The sequence below is a fragment of the Bordetella genomosp. 13 genome (assembly GCF_002119665.1).
Classification (GTDB): domain Bacteria; phylum Pseudomonadota; class Gammaproteobacteria; order Burkholderiales; family Burkholderiaceae_B; genus Bordetella.
Genome location: NZ_CP021111.1, coordinates 3,010,310 through 3,032,731, shown reverse-complemented (window position 1 = coordinate 3,032,731; position 22,422 = coordinate 3,010,310). Strand labels below are relative to the sequence as shown.

The following is a 22,422-nucleotide window of genomic DNA, read 5'->3' as shown; positions in this document are numbered from 1 at the left end:
TCCGCAGCCATGACACAGCAAGCGACGCATCCGGCAGTGTCCGCCGCTGCCATCGAAGCGGCCGTGCGACGCCTGCTGGATGGCGGCCTGGTGGCCTTTCCCACCGAAACGGTCTACGGGCTGGGCGCCGACGCCGAGAATGACCGCGCGGTGGCCGGCATCTACGCGGCCAAGGGCCGGCCGTCCAATCATCCCGTCATCGTGCACATCGCGCCCGAAGGCGATCCGGCCTACTGGGCCGCCGAAGTGCCGCACGAGGCCCGGCTGTTGATGCAGGCCTTCTGGCCCGGCCCGCTCACCTTGATCCTGAAGCGGGCCGCGCACGTCGGCAGCGCGGTCACGGGCGGGCAGGACAGCGTCGGCCTGCGCTGCCCCTCGCATCCCGTGGCGCAGGAGCTGCTGCGCGCCTTCGCCCGCGCTCGGCCCAACGGGCAGGGCGGCCTGGCCGGGCCCTCGGCCAACAAGTTCGGGCAGGTGTCGCCCACGCGCGCCGAGCACGTGCGCGCCGAGTTTCCCGACGAAGTCTCGAAAGGCATGCCGGTGCTGGACGGCGGCGCGTCCGAGGTCGGCATCGAGTCCACCATCATCGACCTGTCGCGGCTGGACCAGGGCGTGGGCGCCGTGCTGCTGCGCCCGGGCCACATCAGCGCGGCGCAGATCGCCGCCGTGCTGGGCGCTCCGGTGGCGCAGCCCGACCGCGCCGCGCCGCGCGCGTCCGGCACGCTCAAGGCGCACTATGCGCCGCATACGCCGCTGGAACTGGTCGATGCGGCCCGGATGCAGCAGGCGTTGCGTGGCGTAGGCCTGCCCGCCGGGCGCGTGGCGCTCGTGGCCTATGCCGGCCAACCGGCTTCGGCGCCCGGCGCCGGCGCGACGGACCAACTGCATTGGCATGCGGTGCCGGACGACCCGGCGCGCTATGCCCAGGCGTTGTATGCCACCCTGCGCGAACTCGACGGCCAGGGCTATGCGCGCATCCTGCTGCAGGCGCCGCCCCGCGCGCCCGAGTGGGACGCCGTCAATGACCGGATCGGCCGGGCCGCCGCCGCGTTCAGCTTGGATACGACCGGACTGGCGTAGCACGGGATCAGCGGTGGCGCGGCCCACGGATGTCCGCAGCGAACCTCTTGCCGACGCGTGAGCGTATACCCCTAGGCTGTCATGCATCGGACAGCGATATAGTTGGCTCGAGATGCGCTACGCTACGCGCTTTCGTCCACGTCGCGCCATGTCCACCGCTTCCTACGAAGACTCGCCCCTGTTCGTTTCCGCGCTGGCTCGCGGCATTTCGCTCCTGCGCGCGTTCAGCGAGAGCCGGCCCGCCATGACGCTGCCCGAACTGGCCGAGGCCACGGGCCTGACCAAGAGCGCGGTGCAGCGCTTCGCGCACACGCTGTGGACGCTGGGCTATCTGCGCAAGCATCCCACCAGCAAGAAGTTCTCGCTTGCCCCGTTGTCTCTGGAACTGGGCATGCGCTACACCCAGACCAGCTCGTTGGTGCTGGGCGGCAATCCCTTTCTGCATTCGCTGAACCGCACCAGCCAGGAAACCTGCAGCCTGGCGGAGCCGGACGGCACCGACATGGTCTACGTGGCGCGCTTCGCCACGCACAAGCAGATGTTCGTGCACATGCCCGTGGGCATGCGCCTGCCGCTGTACTGCACCGCGGCCGGCCGCGCCGTGCTGTCGCGGCTCGATCCGGCGCGCGCGCGGGCCTTGCTTGAACGCTGCCAGCGCGTGGCCTACACCGCCTCGACCATCACGGACATGGACCAGTTGATGCAAGAGCTGGAGTTCGCGCGCCGGCACGGGTATTCGCGGTCCGACGGCGAGTTCTATCCCGGCGACATCACCATCAGCGCGCCCGTGCTGGACGCGGGCGACACGCCCGTGGGCGCGGTCAATATCTCGGTGCCCTCCAGCCGCTGGACGTTCGCGGAAGCCCAGGCCGTATTCGGGCCGCAGGTGCTGGAGACCGCGCACGCCATACGCGCCTCGCGCACGCTGGGGCGTTCGCATCCGTTCTACGAAATGGCCGCACCGACGGCCATGGACGCGGCCGCCTAGGCAGCGCTGCCGCACCACGCCGCGGCACGCGGGGCCGACAAGGCGCCCATCGCACCCGGGCTGTGCAGTCCGCCTCAAAACCCAACTAATCCGCTCAGGTTTAAAAGACCGGCTCAGGGGCTTTCCCTAGCTTGTATGGGGATTGGCGCGTTGATAATCTGTTTACGCCATGATCGTATCGCACAACGATACAACGACGTGTGCGGCGCCAGCCCCGTCGCCGACGCCGAATCCACCCCGGGAGTCCTTCTTGCAGCAGTCCGACCAGCCTCTTTTTTCGCCCACGCTGACGTTCATGGGCCTGCCCGCCAGCCGTCCCGCGCAGGACGGCGCGCCGCGGGCATGCGTGGTCGGCATTCCGTTCGACTGCGGCACGCACCCGTTCCGCGTGGGGTCCCGCCAAGGGCCGGATGCCATCCGCGAGCAGTCGCGTCTCCTTCGTCCGTTCGATCTGTATCGCCGCGTGGGCGTGGACAATCCTTCCGAGTTCCTGCGCGCCGTCGACCTGGGCAACGTGATATGCCAGCCCGGTGACGTCGACGCGTCGTATCCCCGCATCGAGGCGGCCATCGCGCAGGTGCTCGATGCCGGCGCCATCTCGATCTCGATGGGCGGCGACGGCGCCGTCACGCTTCCTCAGCTGCGCGCCGTGTCGCACCGCCATCCCGGCTTCGTCGTGCTGCACATCGATTCGCATACCGACACCTATCCCATCCCCGGCTACAACACCGCCACCACCTTCACGCGCGCCGCGGAAGAGGGGCTGCTGGACGTCGGCGCCAGCTATCACGTGGGCGCGCGAGGCCAGTCGTTCATGGGCGGCGTCATCGAATACGGCCGCGAAGTGGGCTACACGGTGATGCCGTTCGACGAGTTCATGGCGGACCGCCACGCCGCCATCGAGACCATCAAGCGCAGCATCGGCGACCGTCCCGTCTACCTGTGCTTCGACATGGACATCTTCGACCCGTCCTGCGCGCCCGGCGTGTGCACGCCCGAATGGGGCGGCCTGTCGCCGCGCGAGGGCCTCGAGCTGCTGCGCAGCCTGTCGGGCCTGAACTTCGTCGCGTTCGACGTCAACACGGTCTCGCCGCCGCAGGACGTGCAGGGCGCCACTGCCTTCCTGGCCGCCACCGTGCTTCAGGAATGCTGCACCCTGGCCGCCGCAGCGGTCCAGGCCTATCCGCAAGACCGGCCCGCCTGAACCGCTGGCCGCCATACTCACAAGGGGAATACACATGACGTTCAAGACGATCGCCGCCGGCCTGCTGGTCGCCGGCCTGCTGCTGCAGCCCGCCGCCGCGCGCTCGCTCGACGAGGTGCGCGCCGACGGCACGCTGAAGGTGGTCACCACCGCCTCGGCGCCGCCGCATGGTTTCAAGAATCCGGCCTCCAACCAGCTGGAGGGCATCATGGTCGACGTGGCAGCCGCTGTGGCCAAGCACGTGGGGACCAAGGTGGCGTTCACGGAAGTGCCGTTCGCGGGCCTCATTCCCACGCTCACCTCGGGCCGCGCCGACCTGATGTCCGGTCCTCTGTTCATCACCGAAGAGCGCGCCAAGGCCGTCGACTTCACGGCGCCCGTGTACGAGTGGGGCGAGGGCGTGGTGGTGTCCGAGAAGTCGGCCCAGCCGTACACCCGCATCGAGGACATGCAGGGCAAGCGCGTCGGCGTGCTGGTCGACTCGGTGCAGTTCAACATGATCAAGGACATGCCCAAGACCCGGGTCTCGACCTATCCCGACTATGTCACGCTGCTGGCGGACGTGCGGGCCGGCCGCATCGACCTGGGCGTGGTCGATCCTCCCAGCATCGTCTACCAGATCAAGAGCAAGGGCATCCCCGGCGTGAAGCTCGACGCCGCCTATCAGCCGCAGAAGAAGTGGCAGGTCGGCATGGCCGTCGAGAAGGGCAACGCCGCGCTGCTGCAGGCCGTGAACCAGGCGCTGGCCACGATGAAGAGCAACGGAGAGCTGGTCGAGATCGGGCGCAAGTGGGGCGTGCCCGAGCTGATGAGCAAGTAAGGCCACGGCAGCACGCGGGAGCCCTCAATGACCCTCGACACCTTGCGCATGTATCTCACGCCGCTAGCCGAAGGCGCCACGTGGACGCTGGCGCTGTTCTTCTGCTCCGCTTTCCTCGCCGTGGCGCTGGGCCTGCTGGTCTGCCTGTGCCGCATGTCGCGTTCGCCGGTGCTCAGCCGCGCGGCGCGCGGCTACATCGAGATCATCCGCGGCACGCCGCTGCTGCTGCAGCTGTTCTACATCTATTACGGCCTGCCCGAGCTGGGCATCGTCATCGATGGCTTCGCGGCCGGCGTGCTGGGCCTGTCGCTGAACTTCGGCGCCTACCTGGCAGAGCTGTTCCGCAGCGGCATCCAGTCGGTGGACGGCGGCCAGTACGAGGCGGCGCGCGCGCTCGGCCTGAACCGGCGCCAGCGCCTGCACCGCATCGTGCTGCCCCAGGCGCTGCGCACGATATTCCCGGCCCTGGGCAACTACACGCTGGTGCTCATCAAGGAAACCTCGCTGGTGGCCGTGATCAGCGTCTACGAACTGATGCGCGCGGGCGAGATGCTGGCCGGCGCGACGTTCCAGGCGCTGCCGGTGTACACGATGGTGGGCCTGATCTACTTCGCCATGTGCAGCGTGCTGTCCTGGCTGTTCCGCCGCTCCGAGAAGCGGCTGACGGTGCCGGGCTACTGGAGCGGCGCCGGCGACAACCACGACGTCAGCAAGGCATGAACATGGACGGTACTCGCAACATGGCCGGCAAGCCGATGATCTCGCTGTCCGGCGTCTGCAAATGGTATGGCCAGCACCAGGTGCTGCATGACGTGACGCTGGACGTGCATGCCGGCGAACGCCTGATCCTGTGCGGCCCGTCGGGGTCGGGCAAGTCCACCACCATCCGTCTCATCAATCGCCTGGAAGAGCACCAGCGCGGGCGCATCGTGGTCGACGGCATCGAGCTGGGCGAGGACACCTCCAGCGTCGAGCGCATCCGCGCGGAGGTGGGCATGGTCTTCCAGCACTTCAACCTGTTTCCGCACCTGACCGTGCTGGAGAACTGCACATTGGCGCCGCTGCTGGTCAAGCGGCTGCCGGCCGAACAGGCGCGCGAACGCGCGATGCAGTACCTCGAACGCGTGCGCATTCCGCAGTTGGCGGACAAGTACCCCGGGCAGATCTCCGGCGGGCAGAAGCAGCGCGTGGCCATCGCGCGCGCGCTGTGCATGCAGCCCAAGGTGATGCTGTTCGACGAACCCACTTCGGCACTCGATCCCGAGATGGTGAAGGAAGTGCTGGAGACCATGGTCGAGCTGGCGCGCGACGGCATGACCATGATCTGCGTGACGCACGAAATGGGCTTCGCGCGCGAAGTCGGCGACCGCATCGTGTTCATGGACCAGGGCAGGGTGGTCGAGGCCGACTCGCCCGAACGGTTCTTCCAGTCCCCCTCCACCGAACGGGCGCGCGCCTTCCTGGGCCAGATCCTGGCCTGACGCCGGCGCCGGCGAGGCATCGCCGGATCGGCGCGTTCTTCCTGCCGCCGCGGCGCATGCAGGGCGCTGCCCCTGGCGGCGCGTGACGCGCCATTTTTTTGATCCCGGAACGCAACAGAGAACGGCGACGCCGCGCTCTGCGCATCGCCATCGAGCTTGCCTCGACGTACGCCAGTAGTGCCACGTGCGGAGCCCCGCATTGCGTGGGCGGTCCGGCAGGCGTAAATTGCCCCCGTCCGTAAACATCGGACGTCATGTCGCAACCGTCCTATCCGGACGCGCGCGGCCTATCCATATTCAGGAGATCAGTGCTATGAAGCGGCAATTTGCCATGGTGGTGGGGGCGCTCGCGCTGGCGTGCGGCATGCAGGCGGCGCACGCGGGCCCGACGCTGGATGCGGTGAAGAAAAAGGGATTCGTGCAGTGCGGCCTGACCGACGGCGTTTCCGGCTTCAGCGCGGTCGACAGCAAGGGCGTCTGGTCGGGCATGGACGTGGACATCTGCCGTGCCGTGGCCGCGGCCGTGTTCGGGGATTCCGAGAAGTTCAAAGGCCTGGCCCTGTCCACGCAGCAGCGCTTCACCGCACTGCAGTCCGGAGAAGTCGACGTGCTGCTGCGCACCGTCACGCTGACGCAGACGCGCGACACCTCGCTGGGCCTGGCCGCCGTGGCCCCCAGCTTCTATGACGGCCAGGGCGTGCTGGTGCGCAAGGCATTGGGCGTGAAGAGCGCCAAGGAACTGAACGGCGCCACCGTGTGCGTGCAGCCGGGCACCACCACCGAACTGAACCTGTCCGACTGGTTCCGCGCCAATGGCATCAAGTTCACGCCCGTGGTCATCGACAAGGTTTCCGAAGTTGTGCGTGCCTTCGAATCCGGCCGCTGCGATGCCTTCACCGACGATGCCTCGCAGCTGGCCGCGGTGCGCGCCACGCAGGTGTCCAAGCCCGACGACTTCGAGATCCTGCCCGAGCGCTTCTCGAAAGAGCCGCTGGGGCCCATGGTGCGCCAGGGCGACGAGAACTGGCTGGGCATCGTGCGCTGGACCCTGTTCGCGCTGATGGAAGCCGAGGAGTACGGCATCAACCAGAAGAACGTCGACGAGATGTTGAAGAGCAGCAACCCCAACGTGCTGCGCATCCTGGGCGTGACGCCCGGCGCCGGCAAGAACATGGGGCTGGACGAGAAGTGGGCCTACAACGCCATCAAGGCGGTGGGCAACTACGGCGAGATCTTCGAACGCAACGTCGGCAAGCAGAGCAAGCTGGGCCTGGCGCGCGGCATCAATGCGCTGTGGAACCAGGGCGGCGTGATGTATCCCTGGCCGGTGCGTTGACGCACTGAAGCCGCGCACGTGCAGGCGGGCCGTGCACCACGCAGGTGCCCGGCCCACCCGCGCCACGCAGGCCCGGGAATGGTTCCATGCGCCGGCCTGCCAATGGTTCTAGCGCGGGTCGCCTTCTATCCCTATCATGCCCACAGGCACGGGCGGCCGCACGGCCGCCTTTTTCTTTTATCTTCCGGACATCGCGATCTTCCATGAACGGCGCCGACAGCCTCTGCGACACCCTGCTAGCCAACGACATCGACGTCTGCTTCGCCAATCCCGGCACCTCGGAAATGCACTTCGTCGCGGCGCTCGACCGCAAGCCGCGCATGCGCTGCGTGCTGGGCCTGTTCGAAGGCGTGGTCACCGGTGCGGCCGACGGCTACGCGCGCATGGCGGGCAAGCCCGCCGCCACGCTGCTGCACCTGGGCCCCGGCCTGGGCAACGGCCTGGCCAACCTGCACAACGCCAAGCGCGCCCGCACGCCCATGGTCAACGTGGTGGGCGATCACGCCACCTATCATGTCCAGTACGACGCGCCGCTCACCAGCGACGTCGACGCCGTGGCGCGCCCCATGTCGCATTGGGTGGGCCGCATCAGCGACGCCGCGTCGCTGTCGGGCCAGGCCGCCGAGGCCATCCGCGTGGCGCGCCAGGCGCCGGGCAACGTCACCACCCTGATCCTGCCGGCGGACGCCGCCTGGACCGACCTGCCCGCGGATGCGCCGGCGCCGGTCGTGGTGCCGCAAGAAGCGCCGAAGGCGCCCGACGCGCAGGCCATCCGAGCCGCCGCGCAGGCCATCCGCAGCGGCCAGCCCGCCATGCTGCTGCTGGGCGGCGCCGCGCTCCAGGGGCGCGCGCTGGCCGCGGCCGGCCGCATCGCGCAGGCCACCGGCGCGCGCCTGGCCTGCGAAACCTCGAATCGCCGCATCGAACGCGGCATCACGCGCACGCCGGTGCCCCGCCTGCCGTATCCGGTCGACCAGGCCGTGCAGTTCCTGGCCGAGGTGCGTCAGCTGATCCTGATCGGCTCCCGCGATCCGGTGGCGTTCTTCGCCTACCCCGGCAAGGTCAGCAAGCTCGCGCCCAAGGATTGCAATGCCATCCAGATGGCCACTCCCGAGCAGGACCTGGCGCATGCGCTGGAATGGCTGGCCGAAGAACTGGGCATCGCGGCCGATGCGCCGCAGCTGCGCGCGCCCGACACCAACGTGGCCGAGATTCCCGTCAGCGGCAAGCTGACCAGCAGCGCCATCAACCGCATCACCGCGCACCTGCTGCCTGAGCACGCCATCGTGTGCGACGAGTCGATCACGCAGGGCCGAGAATTGGCGATGTACAACATCTCGGCCCGTCCGCACGACTGGCTGCAGCTGACCGGCGGCGCCATCGGCATCGGCCTGCCGCTGGCCGTCGGCGCCTCGGTCGCATGCCCCGACCGCAAGGTCGTCACCATGCAGGCCGACGGCAGCGGCATGTACACGGTGCAGGCGCTCTGGACACAGGCTCGCGAGCGCCTGGACTGCCTGACCATCGTCTACGCCAACCGCACCTACGCGACGCTGCACGGCGAAATGAAGAACGTGGGCGTGCAGCAGATGGGCGAAAACGCCCGCCGCATGCTCGACCTGGACGATCCCAGCCTCGACTGGGTGCATCTGGCTCGCGGCATGGGCGTGGAGGCGGTACGCGTCGACACCGTCGAAGCCTTCACCAAGGCCTTGCAGGATGCGTTCTCGCGCAAGGGGCCTTACCTGATCGAAGCCCTGATCTGAGCGCCCGCCAGGCATGACGGACGGCGCCGCGTCCACCTGCCGCGACGCGGCGCAGGCAGGACGGCGCCGTTTGGTCTATGCTGAATGCTGCACTGCAATGTAGACAGGTGCCGCGCGCTGGCGTCCCACCCGGCGCAGGCGAGCGCCGCCATAGGAAGGAAGACAGCGATGAAATTCGCCGAGTTGCGCGAGGGCATGGTCATCAAGGGCGGCCCGCTCAAGGTCACCCAGGAAGATATCCTCGAATTCGCCCGCAAGTACGATCCGCAGTGGTTCCATACCGACGTGCAGCGGGCCGCCGAGGGCCGCTGGGGCGGCCTGATCGCCAGCGGCTGGCACACCTGTGCGCTGGCCATGCGGATGGCGGTGGACAGCATCCTGCACGATTCCGAGTCGTTCGGCTCGCCCGGCCTGGGCGAAGTGCGCTGGCGCGTGCCCGTGCGGCCCGGCGACGAACTGCGCCTCGAGGCCCGCGTGCATGCCGCGCGCATCTCGTCCTCGCGCGAAGGCCTGGGCATCATCACCTGGGCATGGATCATCTACAACCAGCACAATGAAGCCGTGCTCGAGCTGGACGCCACCAGCCTGTTCGACCTGGCCGACAACTGACGCGGCGCGCCGGCTTCCTGCAAGCTGCATAGCCGGGCACGGGCGCGCGGCCCCGTGCGTCGTCCAAAACCCCAATGAAAACGCGCCGCGGGCATGCTGCCGGCGGCGCGTGCGGCTGGCCAAGCGCCGGGCGCGATGCCCGGCGCCGCGTCAGGCGATGATCAACTGAACGCCTGGATGCCGGTCTGGGCGCGGCCCAGGATCAGCGCATGCACGTCATGCGTGCCTTCGTAGGTGTTCACGACTTCCAGGTTCACCAGGTGGCGGGCCACGCCGAACTCGTCGGAGATGCCGTTGCCGCCCAGCATGTCGCGCGCCAGGCGCGCGATGTCCAGCGCCTTGCCGCACGAATTGCGCTTCATGATCGAGGTGATCTCGACGGCGGCGGTGCCCTCGTCCTTCATGCGGCCCAGGCGCAGGCAGCCCTGCAGGCCCAGCGTGATCTCGGTCTGCATGTCGGCCAGCTTCTTCTGGATGAGCTGGTTGGCGGCCAGCGGACGGCCGAACTGCTTGCGGTCCAGGGTGTACTGGCGGGCCGTGTGCCAGCAGGCTTCGGCCGCGCCCAGCGCGCCCCAGGCGATGCCGTAGCGGGCCGAGTTCAGGCACGTGAAGGGGCCGCGCAGGCCCGACACGCCGGGCATCATCTGTTCGGCGGACACGTCGACTTCGTCCATCACGATCTCGCCGGTGATCGAGGCGCGCAGGCCGACCTTGCCGTGGATGGCGGGGGCCGACAGGCCCTTCATGCCCTTTTCCAGGATGAAGCCGCGGATCTTGCCGTCGAACTCGCCGCCCACGCACTTGGCCCACACGACGAACACGTCGGCGATGGGCGAGTTGGTGATCCACATCTTGTTGCCGCTGATGCGATAGCCGTCGGCGGTCTTGACGGCGCGGGTTTCCATGCCGTTGGGGTCGGAGCCGTGGTTCGGCTCGGTCAGGCCGAAGCAGCCGATCCATTGGCCGGCGGCCAGCTTGGGCAGGTACTTCTGCTTCTGCGCTTCGCTGCCGAATTCGTTGATGGGCACCATCACCAGCGACGACTGCACGCTCATCATCGAGCGGTAGCCCGAGTCGATGCGCTCGACTTCACGGGCGATCAGGCCGTAGCTGACGTAGTTCAGGCCGGCGCCGCCGTACTCGGTGGGGATGGTGGCGCCCAGCAGGCCCAGTTCGCCCATCTCGGCGAAGATGGCCGGGTCGGTCTGTTCGTTGCGGAACGCGTTCAGCACGCGCGGGCCCAGCTTGTCCTGGGCGTACGCCGCGGCGGCGTCGCGGATCATGCGTTCTTCGTCGGTGAGCTGCTGATCCAGCAGCAGGGGGTCTTGCCAGTGGAAAGAGGGCGTCGAGGACATGCGGGTGACTCCGTGAGAATTCGGAAAGTTTAAATCTAAAGTGTTCGGTGCGGCCCGCGGCAGGGATGCGGGCCGCGCAGGCTCAGCCTTGCGCCTTCAGGGCGGCGGAGCGGATCTTTTCCAGCGTGGTGCTGGGGCTGATGGTTTCGGGATCGATCAGGCAATGCAGGATGGCGGGCTTGCCGCTGGCCAGCGCGCGCTCGAGCGCGGGGGCGAACTGCTCGGTGGTCTCCACGCGTTCGCCGTGGCCGCCGAAGGCCTGCGCGTACGCCGCGAAATCGGGATTGCGCAGTTCGGTGGCGGACACCCGGCCGGGGTAGTGCTTCTCCTGGTGCATGCGGATGGTGCCGTACATGCCGTTGTCGATCAGCACCACCAGGATCGGCAGGTCATACTGCACCGCCGTCGCGAATTCCTGGCCGTGCATCATGAAGCAGCCGTCGCCCGCGAAGCACACCACGGTCTTGTCCGGCTGCACGCGCTTGGCGCCCACCGCGGCGGGCAGGCCATAGCCCATCGAGCCCGAGGTCGGCGCCAGCTGCGTGCCGTAGCGGGTGAAGCGATGGAAGCGATGCAGCCAGGTGGCGTAGTTGCCGGCGCCGTTGGTCATGATGGCGTCGGCGGGCAGGGTCTTTTCAAGGTGGGCCATGACGGCGCCCAATTGCAGCTTGCCCGGCGTCTGGATGGCGGCGGGATCGCTCCACTTCAGGTACGACTGGCGCATGGCCTGCGTGTCGGCGGCCCAGGCGGGCGCGGCGGCCGGTGCGGGCAGCTCGGACAGCGCCTGCGCGAAGGCGGTGGGCGAGGCGTTGATGGCCAGATTGGCGCGGTAGACGCGGCCCAGCTCGGCGGCATCCGGATGCACGTGGACCAGCTTCTGGCGCGGCACGGGGATGTCGAGCAGCGTGTAGGCCTGACTGGGGCTTTCCGACATGCGGCCCCCGACCAGCAGCACCAGGTCGGCTTCCTCGACCCGCTTTAGCAGGGCGGGATTGATGCCCAGGCCCACGTCGCCGATGTAGCAGGGATGGTCGGCCGGGAACAGCATCTGGCGACGGAAGGACACCGCCGTCGGCAGCGCGTGGCGCTGCGCGAAGTCGGCGAACTGCTGCACCGCGCGGGCATCCCAGCGCGTGCCGCCCAGGATGGCGACCGGCGAGCGCGCCGCGGCCAGCATGCGGCCCAGCGACTCGATCTGGCTGGCCGAGGGAGAGGTCTCGATGACTTCGTAGCGCGGGGCGTCGGGCACGCTGGCCGTCTCGGTCAGCATGTCCTCGGGCAGCGCGATCACCACGGGGCCGGGCCGGCCCGAGGTGGCGACGTGGAACGCGCGCGAGATCAGTTCGGGAATGCGTTCGACCTGGTCGATTTCCGTGACCCACTTGGCCTGCGTGCCGAACACGGCGCGGTAATCCATTTCCTGGAAGGCCTCGCGCTCGCGCATGCCGCGCTCGATCTGGCCGACGAAGAGGATCAGCGGCGTGGAGTCCTGCATGGCGATGTGCACGCCGGCCAGCGCGTTGGAGGCGCCCGGCCCGCGCGTGACCATGCAGATGCCCGGCTCGCCGGTGAGCTTGCCGTGCGCGTCGGCCATCATGGCCGCGCCGCCTTCCTGGCGGCACACCGTGATGTCGATGTTGGCGTCGTGCAGGCCGTCCAGCACGGCCAGGTAGCTTTCGCCGGGGACACAGAAGACGTGCTTGACGCCGTGGATGGCCAACTGGTCGACCAGGATGTGTCCGCCCAGGCGGGCGGTGTGCGCGGAAGTGGAGGTCTGGGTCATGGCTGAACGGTATGAGAGCGTTCGAGCATAGTGTGCCTGGCGAGCACAATGCAATTGATAAAATTGCACAACATCTTGACCTGCGCGAACGTCGATCGCGTGTTGCGCCGCACCACCGGCAAGGCTCTACGCCCCATGAGAAACGGCATTCCCAACCTTAGCGCGCTGCAGGCCTTCGAAGCCACCGCCCGGCTCGGCAGCTTCTCGCGCGCGGCCGAAGAGCTGGCGCTGACGCACAGCGCCGTCTACCGCCAGGTGGCCAGCCTCGAGGCCCGCCTGGGCGTGCAGCTGTTCACGCGGGTGCGGCGCCGCATCGTGCTGACCGACCATGGCGCCGAGTACGCCGGACGCATCCGCCATCACCTGGACCAGATCGAGAAGGACACGTTCGGCCTGGTCAGCCGCACCGGCATGGGACGCAGCATCCACGTGGCGGTGGTCCCGACGCTCGCCACCACCTGGCTGATCCCGCGGCTGGCCGATTTCCAACGGCTGCAGCCCGACATCACCGTCAGCCTGTCGGTGCGCACGCTGCCCTTCCAGTTCAAGGACCAGCCCTTCGATGCCGCGCTGTATCACGGCGACGGGCTGTGGCCCGGCACGCAGGGCGTGCTGCTGTTTCCCGAGCGCGAGCTGGTGCCGGTGTGCGCGCCGCACCTGGCCGAAGGCGGCAAGCGGCCGCGGGCCGGGGCGCTCGCGCTGCCGCACCTGCACCTCAGTTCGCGTCCCGATGCGTGGCGCCATTGGTACGAGGCCAATCAGCTGCCCTACGGTCCCAGTGCGGCCGGCGGCCCCCGCTACGAACTCTTCACCATGGTGATGGCCGCGGTGCAGGCGGGGCTGGGGGTCGGGCTGATACCTCGTTTCCTGGCCCAGCCGGCGCTGGACGCCGGCATGCTGGCCATGCCGGTGCCGCAGGCGCTGGCGGTGGAGCAGGGCTACTACTTCGGCTACCCGCGGCGCGACGAACGCTCCGAGGCGCTGAAGGTGTTCGAGACCTGGCTGAAGTCCACGGCGGCCACGCCGTAGAATGCGGCATCGGCCCAAGGCCGGCGCCCGCGCGGCGCGGGCGGGCCCACAGGGCCTCTTTCACGCGACATGTCCGTCTCCGCAACTCCGCTGGCCTCGCAGGCCGATATCGACGCATTCATCGACGCCGTCTGGCTGGAAGACGGCCTGGCGGCCAACACGCTGGCCGCGTATCGCCGCGACCTGACGGCCTTCGCAGCCTGGATCGAGACCCCCGCGGCCAGCGGCTGGCCCGCGCCCGTGCCGCTGGCGCAGGCCGAGGCCGCGCACATCGAGGGCTGGTTCGCCGCGCGCCACGAGGACAGCCGGCCCACCACCGCCAACCGCAGGCTGGCCGCATTGCGGCGCTTCTATGCCTGGGCGCTGCGCGAGCGCCGCAGCCCGCGCGATCCCTGCCTGACGCTGGTGGCCGCGAAGCAGCCGCCGCGCCTGCCCAAGACCTTGTCCGAGGCGCAGGTGGATGCGCTGCTGCGCGCGCCCGACCTGGACACGGCGCGCGGCCTGCGCGACCGCGCCATGCTCGAGACGCTGTACGCCACGGGGCTGCGCGTCTCCGAGCTCGTGGGCCTGCGCGCGCTGGACGTCAGCCTGAACGAGGGCGTCGTGCGCGTGGTGCTGGGCAAGGGCGGCAAGGACCGCCTGGTGCCGCTGGGCGCCGAGGCGGCGCACTGGATCGACCGCTATCTGCGCCAGGCCCGGCCCGAACTGGCGGGCGCGCGCGTCAGCGACGCGCTGTTCATCACCGCGCGCACGCAGGCCATGACGCGGCAGGCCTTCTGGCAACTGGTGAAGAAGTATGCGCTGCAGGCCGACATCCGCGCGCCGCTGTCGCCGCACGTGCTGCGCCACGCCTTCGCCACGCACCTGCTGAACCACGGCGCCGACCTGCGCGTGGTGCAGATGCTGCTGGGCCATGCCGACATCTCCACCACGCAGATCTACACGCACGTGGCGCGCGAGCGCCTGAAGGCCCTGCATGCGGCGCATCATCCAAGAGGTTGATGCGGCGTCGCCTACACTTGCTGCCGTGAACGCCGCCCGCGCCGACGCGGACGACAGCTTTCAACCGATCGCGCCATGAGCAAAGCCCGCCACGTCTCCGAAACGCCCGCCACCCAGTTCCTGAAGCAGCACAAGGTGGACTACACCGAACACCCCTACGACTACGTCGACCACGGCGGCGCCAACGAGTCGGCGCGCCAGCTGGGGGTGGACCCGCACATCGTGGTGAAGACGCTCATCATGGAAGACGAGGACGCGCGGCCCCTGGTGGTGCTGATGCACGGCGACCGCGAAGTCTCCACCAAGAACCTGGCCCGCCAGGCCGGCCTGAAAAAGGTCGCGCCCTGCAAGCCCGAGGTGGCCCAACGCCATTCCGGCTACCAGGTAGGCGGCACCTCGCCCTTCGGCACCCGCAAGCGCATGGCCGTCTGGGTAGAAGCCACTGTCCTCGAATGCCCCCGCATCTACATCAACGGCGGCCGCCGCGGCTACCTGGTCAACATCGACCCCAAGGTACTGGTGGCGCTGCTGGATGCGAAACCGGTGAGCGTGGCGCTGGAGTAGTTTCCTCTCTCCTCTGCCTGCCTTTGCTCCGAATTGCGTTGCTGACAGCGGCAGGCGTGCCGGAGAAGTCGCGCCCGCAGCGCTTCAGCGCGAGGACGAGACTTCGCAGGTGCGCCTGCCGCGGCCAGAAGAACACAACCCTCCGCAGCACACGACAACGGCTACAAAGTCCGCGAGGCACATAGCGGAGGCGACCAACGGCGGCAAGAGGTATCCACATACCACCTATCCATCCCGCTGCCCAAGCACAATGTCCCCGCGACAACACCAATAACAATCGTGACACTCTGCGGCCGGATGGTCCGCGCCGCGCCCTTTTGCGGAGACGACATGAGCAAGACACTGCTGATGCTGGTCGGCGACTACGCCGAAGACTACGAGACCATGGTGCCGTTCCAGACCCTGCTGGCAGTCGGCCACGCGGTCCACGCCGTGTGCCCCGACAAGAAGGCCGGCGACACCGTGGCTACCGCCATCCATGATTTCGAAGGCGCGCAGACCTATAGCGAAAAACCCGGCCACCGCTTCAAGCTGACCCACGACTTCGACCAGGTCGACCCGAAGTCCTACGACGGCCTGGTCATCCCCGGCGGACGCGCGCCCGAATACCTGCGCCTGAACGAGCGCGTGCTGGACATCGTGCGGCACTTCGATCAAGCGAAGAAACCCATCGCCGCGATCTGCCACGGCGCGCAGCTGCTGGCCGCGGCCGGCATCCTGAAAGGGCGCACGTGCTCGGCCTATCCCGCCTGCGCGCCCGAGGTGCGCCTGGGCGGCGGCACCTACGCGGAGATCGGCATCGACCAGGCGCACACCGACGGCAACCTGGTCACCGCGCCCGCGTGGCCGGCGCATCCCGCCTGGATGGCGCAGTTTCTCGAAGTACTGGGCACGCGCATCTCGCACTGAACCTGGCCCCGGTCTCGCTGCGCTGTCCCGGTCTTCCTCCGTGAGGGAACGCACCGAGGGGCAGACCGGGCCGTCCCGGCGCGGCGGACATCGGCCGGTGGGGGGCCGCCTTGCCGCGCGGGCCGCGATGATCGTACATTGGCCGCAGCGCTCGCCACCAGGAGACTGCCATGTGCGAAATCTTCATCCGCGCCGACCCGGATTCTTACGCGCCCGAGTCGCGCTCGCTGCGGCTGCACGGCGCGGCCACCAGCGTGCGCCTCGAGAAGCTGTTCTGGAACGTGCTGCAGGAGATCGCCGCCCGCGACGGCATGCGCGTGACGCAGCTGATCGAGCGCCTGTACGACGAACTGGTCGCCCACCGCGGCCAGGCCGCGAACTTCACGTCCTTCCTGCGGGTGTGCTGCCTGCGCTATCAACTGCTGATCGCTCAGGGCCGCATCCCGGCCGATGCCGGCGTGCCCATACGCGGGCTGGACGTGCGCGAGGTGCTGAGGGGATTGCCCGAGGGGCTGTACGACGAGGCGCCCTCGGCGCGGGCCGCGTAGCGTCCCGACAGGCGCCGGCCCGCCGCGGCGGCCGGCCGATCCGCATCAAAGCATCAGAGCATTGCCACCTGGTTCTGCAGGATGCGGCGGATGCGCACAGCATCGCCGATGCGCGACAGCTTGCCTTGCGAGTCGAGCAGCACGATGGCCAGGTCGCGGCCGTCGATGCGCGCCATCATCACCAGGCATTCGCCGGCTTCGCTGATGTAGCCGGTCTTGGACACCTTGATGTCCCAGTCCGGCTTGCGCACCAGCAGGTTGGTGTTGCGGAAGGTCTGGGTTCGGGTCTTGACCTCGACCTCGTACTCGGTGTCGGTGGAGTAGCGGTGGATCAGCGGGCGCTGCGAGGCGGCGCGCACCATGCGGGCCAGGTCGCGCGGCGAAGAGACGTTTTCGCTGGACAGGCCGGTGGGTTCGACGAAGTGCGTGCTGGTCATGCCCAGCGCCTGCGCCTTTTGATTCATGGCGGCCACGAAGGCCGGCAGGCCGCCCGGATAGTGGCGGGCCAGCGCGTGCGCGGCGCGGTTCTCGGAAGACATCAGCGCCAGGTGCAGCATGTCGCCGCGGGTAAGCTGCGTGCCCACGTCCAGGCGCGAGCTGCTGTGCTTGAGCACGTCGACGTCTTCTTCCGAGATCTGCAGCACCTCGTCCATCGGCAGGTTGGCATCCACCACCACCAGCGCGGTCATCAGCTTGGAGATGGAGGCGATGGGACGTACCACGTTCTCGTTCTTGGCGAAGAGCACGTCCGACGTTTCGAGATCCTGGACATAGGCGGTGCTGGAACGCAGCGCGGCGATGTCTTCGCGCGGATCGGAAACGGCGGCCAGCACCGTGGGGTCGGAAACGACCTTGCGGGCGGCGGCACGCGAGCGTTCGCGCGCCGCGGCCTTGGCGCTGCGCTTCTGGGCGGCCGTTGTCTTGGCACTGGCCTTGGCCGTTCTGGAGGACTTGGCGCTGCTCTTGGCCGCGGACTTGGACGACGATTTGGCGGAGGACTTGCCCGACGTCTTGGTGGCCGATCTGGCGCCGCTCTTGGCGGAGGCGGTCTTGGAGGATGACTTGGCCGCGGCCTTGGACTCGGACTTGGCGGTCGACGCTTTCTTGCTTGCGCTCTTGGTCTCGGTTTTCTTCGCGCCGGTCGACTTGGCGCTGGCCTGCTGTTTCTTGCACGCCGCGGACGAGGGTTGGCTCTTGCAGGGATTCGCGGCCGCGTACGCCATGGGCGCGGCCAGCACGCCCGCCCCTATCGCCAGGGTAGCCGCCGCCACGGTTGCGCGGATCCAGTGTAGAGCCATGGTGTAAGCAGATCCAGAACTTGTATGGGGATATTGCGCCGTGCCGATTCGAACGGTGCTAAAAAAGCCCAGCCAAATTAGTGAGTTACGTGCGGAAATTAAACAGACTTTTTAGCTGCTTCGCAAGCATGCCGCACATCATTGCACAGTTTTAATTAGGTCCGTATTGCAGATGCGGCAAAAACACCCAGGCAAACCAACATCGTCGGTGCTGCGGGGCGCGGGACAGGCTGGAGGGGAAAGGACAACGGAGGCGATGGCCTCGCCGGGTGGAATCGAACCACCAATTGACCCTTAGGAGGGGCCGGTTATATCCATTTAACTACGGCGAGACGCTTTCCGCCGCGGCGGGCGGAAAGACCGTAAGTCTACCAGTACGCGCCGTCCGGCGGCGCGCGCGGCGGCGCCCTCGCGTCGACAGCGCGTATGATGACGGTCGCCTCGCGCGCCGGGGCCGCCCCGAGGAGGGGGCGCCGCCCATCACAACACTCATAAGGCCGGTTCCATGCCGCAATCCGAATCCGCTTCCATGCGCATCATCGCGCTGGGCACGCTCGTCGTGCTGCTCGCCATGGGCGTGCGCGCCACGTTCGGCCTCTTCATGCCGCCGATGGGGCTGGCCCACGGCTGGGGGCGGGACGTGTTCTCCATGGCCTTCGCTTTGCAGAACCTCGTGTGGGGCCTGGCCTGCATCCTGATGGGCATGATGGCGGACCGTTATGGTTCCGGCCGCACCATCGCGCTGGGCGCGGTGCTGTATGCGCTGGGCATGATAGGCACGCGCTACGCCGGCGACGAGCTCACCCTGTATCTGACGGCCGGCGTGCTGGTGGGCCTGGGCCAGGCGGGCACCACCTTCCCCGTGATCCTGCCCATCGTGGCGCGCGCCGTGCCGCCCGCCCATCGCAGCACCGCCATGGGCATCGCCAGCGCGGGCGGCTCGATGGGCCAGTTCGTCGTCGTGCCGTCGGGTCAGGTCCTGATCGACGGCCTGGGATGGCAGTCGGCGCTGTGGGCCTTGTCGCTGCTGATCGCCACGGCGGTGCCGATGGCCTGGTACCTGCGCGGCCGTGTCGCGCAGGCGGCGGCAACGGGCGCCACGCAATCGCTGGGCGCCGCCGTGCGGCAGGCGGTGGGGCACCCGTCTTTCCATTTTCTGTTCTGGAGCTATTTCGTCTGCGGCTTTCACACCGCCTTCATCACGCTGCACCTGCCCGCCTTCGTGCAGGACAACGGCATGAATGCGGGCCATGGCGCCACCGCCATCGCGCTCATCGGGCTGTGCAACGTGTTCGGCTCGTTCTATGCGGGCAAGCTCGGCGGAAAGTACAGCAAGAAGCGGCTGCTGGCGGGGATGTATGCCCTGCGCGCCGTGGGCATCGTGCTGCTGCTCGCGCTGCCCTTGTCGCCGCCGGTGCTGTATGCGTTCGCGGCGTGGATGGGTTTCTTCTGGCTGGGCACGGTGCCGCTCACGCAGGGCCTGATCGGCCAGATATACGGGCTGCGCTACGCCGCCACGCTGTCGGGCATCGTGTTCCTCGGCCATCAGGTCGGCAGCTTCAGCGGCGTGTGGCTGGGCGGCTTTGTATATGCCCGCGATGGCAATTACGATCTGGTGTGGTGGGTGTCCGTGGCGCTGGCCGTGGCGGCCGCCCTGCTGTGCCTGCCGGTGAAGGAACGCCCGGTCGGACAGCCGGCGGCGCAGGGCGCCTAGTTCCCTGATCGAGGAGCCTCGCATGATGACGCGAACGTGGCGCTGGATAGGCGGATTGGCGCTGGCGGCGGTGCTGGGATTGGCCTTTCTGGGCTACCGCAGTCCGCAGATGCGCGCCAGCTGGGAAACACTGGCCGCGATGTGCGGTTTCTGAGGCGGCGGCGGACGCTATCCTAGCGCCTTCGTGATCGCTCATTCGACCCGCGCGCCGGCCTCGGCGCGCTTGCATCCATGATCCAAGAATCCTCCGTGCGTGCGGCCATCGCGCTGCCGGACGTGGCGGCATTGCCCGCGGCCGGCACGCTGGTGCTTACCGTCAACAACCGCCTGGCGCGCCGGCTGGTGCTCGACCTTGCGCAGCAGCTGCGTCGCGAGCGCCAGGTCAGCGAACTGCCGCGCGTGGTGCCGCTGTCGGCCTGGCTCGGCGAGGCGGCCGACGAACTGGCCTTCGAGCCCGGGGCCGACCTGCCTGCCTATCGACTGGATGCATTCGCCGCGCAGATGTTGTGGGTGAGCGCCATCTCGGAGGAAGAATCCGAGCGCGTGCTGCTGGACACGGCGCAGGCCGCCCGGCTGGCCGTCGATGCCGACGCGTTGATGGACGAGTGGCGACTGCGGGTGCCGGCGGGCGGAGAGACCGACGAGTACCGCGGCTTCTCGCGCTGGCGAGCGCACTATCGGCGGCGCCTGCGCGAGATCGATGCCGAGGATGCCAGCCGCGTCTACGAACGCGTGCTGTCTGCGTTGCAGCAGAGAACGCTGCGCGCGCCGCCCCACGTGGTGCTGGCCGGATTCGCCGAGGTGTCTCCGCGCTTCGAGTCGCTGCTGCAGGCCTTGCGCGACGGCGGCGCGCAACTGGCCTGGCTGACCGACGGGCAGCGCGATGCGGCCGTGCCGCAGCGCTACGGCGCGCACGATCGCGGCACCGAATGGCGCTGTGCGGCACAGTGGGCGGCGCAGCGGCTGGCCGAGCATCCCGAGGGCCGCTACGCCATCGTCTCCGCTCAGCTCGAGGACGAGTCTCCCTTTGCCCGCCGCGTGCTGGGCCGCGCGCTGGCCGAGGGCGGTCATGCGTACAACGTGGCGGTGGGCCGGCCGTTGTCCGAATGGCCGGCCGTGCGCGCGGCGCTGGCCTGGCTGGACGCGCTGGCGTGCATGGCCCAGTCGGGCCGCGCCGAGGCGTCCGTCATGGGCGGCGCGCTGCTGGCCGGGCATTGCGCGGGCGACGTGCGCGATGCGGCGCGCCTCGCGGCCGCCGATGCGCGCTGGCGCCGGCGCGGGGCGGCCACGCTGGCGCAGTCGCGTTGGCTGCGCGACCTGGCGGGCACCGCGGTGGCGGCGGCGTGGCCGCAGGCCATCGAGGCATGGCGGGCGCTGAACGGACAGGCCGCCACCGACGCATGGATGCCTGTCATGCGCGCGACGCTGGGCGCGCTGGGCTATCCCGGCGAACGTCCGTTGGACAGTGTGGCGTACCAGGTGGTGGGCGCGTTCGGCGAACTGCTGGGCCGGTACGGCGCGCTGGCGCCGGCCGCGGGTCCGCTGGACGGACGCGCCGCGGTGCGCCTGCTGGCGCGTGCGGCCGAGGCCACCACCTTCCAGCCGCAGCGCGATCCGCTGGCGCGGCTCGACGTGCTGGGCCTGCTCGAGGCCGAAGGCGGTTCGTGGGACGGCATCTGGCTGCTGGGCCTGACCGACGACGTGCTGCCTGCCTCGCCCAAGCCCAATCCATTGTTGCCCTTGGCCGTGCTGAAGGCCGCGGGCGCCCCACGCGCGACGCCCGAGCGCGAGCGCCAGTGGGCCGAGACGCTCTACGCGGCCTTGTGCACCTGCGCGCCCGAGGTCATCGTCAGCCACGCGCACACCGAGGGCGAGCGCGAACTGCGGCCCTCGCCGTTGATCGCCGACCTGCGCGAGACCGAGTGGCGGCCTTCCGTGGCGACAGCCGCGCCCGCATTGCCGCAACAGGTGCTGGACGACGAACGCGGCCCGCCGCTGCCGGCGCCCTCCGGCGACGGGCACGCCGTGGGCGCAACCGGCGGTCTGGATGTGCTGGACACGCAGGCGCGCAATCCGTTGTGGGCCTTCGTGCGGCATCGCCTGGGCGGACGCGCGCTGGCCGACTACGCCGACGCCGCGGCCATGAGCGTGCGCGGACAGTTCCTGCACCGCGCCCTCGAACTGGTGTGGGGCATGCTGCCCGACCAGGAGCGCCTGCATGAAGCGATGGAGCAGGGCCGCCTGGCCGCGCTGCTCGAGCAGGCGATCGCGCAGGCCTCCGACGATACGCTGGCCGACTACCCCGCGGCGCTGCGCGCGCTGGAGTGCGGCCGCGCGCACTCCGTGCTGCGCGACTGGCTCGATCTCGAGGCACAGCGCACCCCGTTCGAGATCGGCCAGGTCGAGGCCGAACATCAGTGGACGCGCGGCGCGCTGTCGCTGACGGTGCGGCTGGACCGCATGGACCGCCTGCCGGATGGCAGGGCCGTCATCGTCGATTACAAGACGGGCATGAGCCCGTCGAATCCGGAATCCGACTGGTCGCGCGCGCGTCCGGTGAACCTGCAGCTGCCGTTCTATGCCGCGGTGCTGGCGGACGAGCAGCCCGAGGCGGGCGTGGCCGCGCTGGTGCTGGCGCAGATCCACGCGCGCCAGGTCGCGGCGCAGGGGCTGGCCGATGCCGACCTGGGCCTGGCCGGCGTGTCGCCCGCCGAAGCCACCAAGGCTTTCGAAGGCGTGGCGTGGACCGACCTGCTGGCGCGCTGGCGCGGCGCCATCGAAGGCCTGGCCGACGAATACGCCTCCGGCTACGCGGCCAACTTTGCGGCGCGGCCCGACGACCTGAAGTACTGCGATGCCATGCCGTTCCTGCGGCTGAACCTGGAGGCCGAGGACGAGGAATGACGAGCATGACAGCGAATTCCGGAAACTCCTGC

The 22,422-nt window shown here is 69.0% G+C and carries 20 protein-coding genes and 1 tRNA gene; 17 read left to right on the top strand and 4 right to left on the bottom strand.

Annotated features, from left to right (window positions below; translation table 11 throughout):
• Positions 1–9: 9 nt before the first annotated feature.
• The 9 genes from CAL15_RS13630 to CAL15_RS13590 all read left to right on the top strand — a co-directional run bounded on the left by CAL15_RS13630 (position 10) and on the right by CAL15_RS13590 (position 9,284).
• A complete protein-coding gene (locus tag CAL15_RS13630) occupies positions 10–1,080 on the top strand; it encodes an L-threonylcarbamoyladenylate synthase (RefSeq protein WP_086079094.1) in 1,071 nt (356 codons plus the stop codon).
• Positions 1,081–1,228: 148 nt separating this feature from the next.
• Positions 1,229–2,068, top strand: coding sequence for an IclR family transcriptional regulator (locus tag CAL15_RS13625; RefSeq protein ID WP_086079093.1), 840 nt, complete (start codon positions 1,229–1,231; stop codon positions 2,066–2,068).
• 295 nt (positions 2,069–2,363) lie between these two features.
• Entirely contained in the window at positions 2,364–3,272 is a 909-nt protein-coding gene (locus CAL15_RS13620; RefSeq protein ID WP_086081086.1) for an arginase family protein, read from the top strand.
• Between the two features lie 34 nt (positions 3,273–3,306).
• The gene (locus CAL15_RS13615; RefSeq protein ID WP_086079092.1) at positions 3,307–4,092 is read left to right on the top strand and encodes an ABC transporter substrate-binding protein; all 786 of its coding nucleotides are present in this window, start codon (positions 3,307–3,309) and stop codon (positions 4,090–4,092) included.
• Between the two features lie 27 nt (positions 4,093–4,119).
• Entirely contained in the window at positions 4,120–4,812 is a 693-nt protein-coding gene (locus CAL15_RS13610) for an amino acid ABC transporter permease (RefSeq protein WP_086079091.1), read from the top strand.
• Positions 4,813–4,832: 20 nt separating this feature from the next.
• Positions 4,833–5,573 (top strand): amino acid ABC transporter ATP-binding protein, encoded by a 741-nt coding sequence (locus tag CAL15_RS13605; RefSeq protein ID WP_086081085.1) that lies wholly within the window; start codon positions 4,833–4,835, stop codon positions 5,571–5,573.
• A 313-nt stretch (positions 5,574–5,886) separates the two neighbouring features.
• Entirely contained in the window at positions 5,887–6,909 is a 1,023-nt protein-coding gene (locus CAL15_RS13600) for an amino acid ABC transporter substrate-binding protein (RefSeq protein WP_086079090.1), read from the top strand.
• A 203-nt stretch (positions 6,910–7,112) separates the two neighbouring features.
• Positions 7,113–8,675: an acetolactate synthase large subunit gene (locus tag CAL15_RS13595; protein ID WP_086079089.1), complete on the top strand. Its 1,563-nt coding sequence runs from the start codon at positions 7,113–7,115 to the stop codon at positions 8,673–8,675.
• Between the two features lie 168 nt (positions 8,676–8,843).
• The gene (locus CAL15_RS13590; RefSeq protein WP_086079088.1) at positions 8,844–9,284 is read left to right on the top strand and encodes a MaoC family dehydratase; all 441 of its coding nucleotides are present in this window, start codon (positions 8,844–8,846) and stop codon (positions 9,282–9,284) included.
• Between the two features lie 161 nt (positions 9,285–9,445).
• On the opposite strand, the gene CAL15_RS13585 is transcribed toward CAL15_RS13590, so the two are convergent.
• Entirely contained in the window at positions 9,446–10,639 is a 1,194-nt protein-coding gene (locus tag CAL15_RS13585; protein WP_086079087.1) for an acyl-CoA dehydrogenase, read from the bottom strand.
• Positions 10,640–10,721: 82 nt separating this feature from the next.
• On the bottom strand, positions 10,722–12,422 hold the full coding sequence (locus CAL15_RS13580) for a thiamine pyrophosphate-binding protein (RefSeq protein WP_086079086.1): 1,701 nt from the start codon (positions 12,420–12,422) through the stop codon (positions 10,722–10,724).
• A gap of 135 nt (positions 12,423–12,557) precedes the next feature.
• Between CAL15_RS13580 and CAL15_RS13575 the strand changes: the two genes are divergently transcribed.
• From CAL15_RS13575 to CAL15_RS13555, 5 genes are all read left to right on the top strand, one after another.
• Positions 12,558–13,451: a LysR substrate-binding domain-containing protein gene (locus CAL15_RS13575; protein ID WP_086081084.1), complete on the top strand. Its 894-nt coding sequence runs from the start codon at positions 12,558–12,560 to the stop codon at positions 13,449–13,451.
• 69 nt (positions 13,452–13,520) lie between these two features.
• Positions 13,521–14,453 carry a site-specific tyrosine recombinase XerD gene (gene xerD, locus CAL15_RS13570; RefSeq protein ID WP_086079085.1) on the top strand — a complete coding sequence of 311 codons (933 nt, stop codon included), beginning with the start codon at positions 13,521–13,523 and terminating at the stop codon, positions 14,451–14,453.
• Positions 14,454–14,528: 75 nt separating this feature from the next.
• Complete coding sequence (ybaK, locus tag CAL15_RS13565; protein WP_086079084.1) at positions 14,529–15,017, top strand: Cys-tRNA(Pro) deacylase; 489 nt, start codon at positions 14,529–14,531, stop codon at positions 15,015–15,017.
• Positions 15,018–15,347: 330 nt separating this feature from the next.
• A complete protein-coding gene (locus CAL15_RS13560) occupies positions 15,348–15,926 on the top strand; it encodes a DJ-1/PfpI family protein (RefSeq protein WP_086079083.1) in 579 nt (192 codons plus the stop codon).
• A 170-nt stretch (positions 15,927–16,096) separates the two neighbouring features.
• Entirely contained in the window at positions 16,097–16,474 is a 378-nt protein-coding gene (locus CAL15_RS13555) for a ribbon-helix-helix domain-containing protein (protein ID WP_086079082.1), read from the top strand.
• A gap of 53 nt (positions 16,475–16,527) precedes the next feature.
• On the opposite strand, the gene pbpG is transcribed toward CAL15_RS13555, so the two are convergent.
• Both pbpG and CAL15_RS13540 read right to left on the bottom strand, forming a co-directional pair.
• A complete protein-coding gene (gene pbpG, locus CAL15_RS24660; protein WP_232467966.1) occupies positions 16,528–17,772 on the bottom strand; it encodes a D-alanyl-D-alanine endopeptidase in 1,245 nt (414 codons plus the stop codon).
• 257 nt (positions 17,773–18,029) lie between these two features.
• Positions 18,030–18,104: transfer RNA gene (locus CAL15_RS13540), tRNA-Arg, on the bottom strand.
• A gap of 173 nt (positions 18,105–18,277) precedes the next feature.
• Between CAL15_RS13540 and CAL15_RS13535 the strand changes: the two genes are divergently transcribed.
• From CAL15_RS13535 to CAL15_RS13530, 3 genes are all read left to right on the top strand, one after another.
• A complete protein-coding gene (locus CAL15_RS13535; RefSeq protein ID WP_086079079.1) occupies positions 18,278–19,486 on the top strand; it encodes an MFS transporter in 1,209 nt (402 codons plus the stop codon).
• A 22-nt stretch (positions 19,487–19,508) separates the two neighbouring features.
• Complete coding sequence (locus CAL15_RS24770) at positions 19,509–19,640, top strand: hypothetical protein (RefSeq protein WP_269768274.1); 132 nt, start codon at positions 19,509–19,511, stop codon at positions 19,638–19,640.
• Positions 19,641–19,717: 77 nt separating this feature from the next.
• Positions 19,718–22,390 (top strand): PD-(D/E)XK nuclease family protein, encoded by a 2,673-nt coding sequence (locus CAL15_RS13530; RefSeq protein WP_086079078.1) that lies wholly within the window; start codon positions 19,718–19,720, stop codon positions 22,388–22,390.
• The last annotated feature ends 32 nt before the right edge of the window (positions 22,391–22,422 follow it).

What these genes read in the sequence shown, in the direction of transcription:
- CAL15_RS13630 (WP_086079094.1), top strand. Translation starts at nt 10, where the DNA reads ATGACACAGCAAGCGACGCATCCGGCAGTGTCCGCCGCTGCCATCGAA.
- CAL15_RS13625 (WP_086079093.1), top strand. Translation starts at nt 1,229, where the DNA reads ATGTCCACCGCTTCCTACGAAGACTCGCCCCTGTTCGTTTCCGCGCTG.
- CAL15_RS13620 (WP_086081086.1), top strand. Translation starts at nt 2,364, where the DNA reads ATGGGCCTGCCCGCCAGCCGTCCCGCGCAGGACGGCGCGCCGCGGGCA.
- CAL15_RS13615 (WP_086079092.1), top strand. Translation starts at nt 3,307, where the DNA reads ATGACGTTCAAGACGATCGCCGCCGGCCTGCTGGTCGCCGGCCTGCTG.
- CAL15_RS13610 (WP_086079091.1), top strand. Translation starts at nt 4,120, where the DNA reads ATGACCCTCGACACCTTGCGCATGTATCTCACGCCGCTAGCCGAAGGC.
- CAL15_RS13605 (WP_086081085.1), top strand. Translation starts at nt 4,833, where the DNA reads ATGGCCGGCAAGCCGATGATCTCGCTGTCCGGCGTCTGCAAATGGTAT.
- CAL15_RS13600 (WP_086079090.1), top strand. Translation starts at nt 5,887, where the DNA reads ATGAAGCGGCAATTTGCCATGGTGGTGGGGGCGCTCGCGCTGGCGTGC.
- CAL15_RS13595 (WP_086079089.1), top strand. Translation starts at nt 7,113, where the DNA reads ATGAACGGCGCCGACAGCCTCTGCGACACCCTGCTAGCCAACGACATC.
- CAL15_RS13590 (WP_086079088.1), top strand. Translation starts at nt 8,844, where the DNA reads ATGAAATTCGCCGAGTTGCGCGAGGGCATGGTCATCAAGGGCGGCCCG.
- CAL15_RS13585 (WP_086079087.1), bottom strand. Translation starts at nt 10,639, where the DNA reads ATGTCCTCGACGCCCTCTTTCCACTGGCAAGACCCCCTGCTGCTGGAT.
- CAL15_RS13580 (WP_086079086.1), bottom strand. Translation starts at nt 12,422, where the DNA reads ATGACCCAGACCTCCACTTCCGCGCACACCGCCCGCCTGGGCGGACAC.
- CAL15_RS13575 (WP_086081084.1), top strand. Translation starts at nt 12,558, where the DNA reads ATGAGAAACGGCATTCCCAACCTTAGCGCGCTGCAGGCCTTCGAAGCC.
- xerD (WP_086079085.1), top strand. Translation starts at nt 13,521, where the DNA reads ATGTCCGTCTCCGCAACTCCGCTGGCCTCGCAGGCCGATATCGACGCA.
- ybaK (WP_086079084.1), top strand. Translation starts at nt 14,529, where the DNA reads ATGAGCAAAGCCCGCCACGTCTCCGAAACGCCCGCCACCCAGTTCCTG.
- CAL15_RS13560 (WP_086079083.1), top strand. Translation starts at nt 15,348, where the DNA reads ATGAGCAAGACACTGCTGATGCTGGTCGGCGACTACGCCGAAGACTAC.
- CAL15_RS13555 (WP_086079082.1), top strand. Translation starts at nt 16,097, where the DNA reads ATGTGCGAAATCTTCATCCGCGCCGACCCGGATTCTTACGCGCCCGAG.
- pbpG (WP_232467966.1), bottom strand. Translation starts at nt 17,772, where the DNA reads ATGGCTCTACACTGGATCCGCGCAACCGTGGCGGCGGCTACCCTGGCG.
- CAL15_RS13535 (WP_086079079.1), top strand. Translation starts at nt 18,278, where the DNA reads ATGCCGCAATCCGAATCCGCTTCCATGCGCATCATCGCGCTGGGCACG.
- CAL15_RS24770 (WP_269768274.1), top strand. Translation starts at nt 19,509, where the DNA reads ATGATGACGCGAACGTGGCGCTGGATAGGCGGATTGGCGCTGGCGGCG.
- CAL15_RS13530 (WP_086079078.1), top strand. Translation starts at nt 19,718, where the DNA reads ATGATCCAAGAATCCTCCGTGCGTGCGGCCATCGCGCTGCCGGACGTG.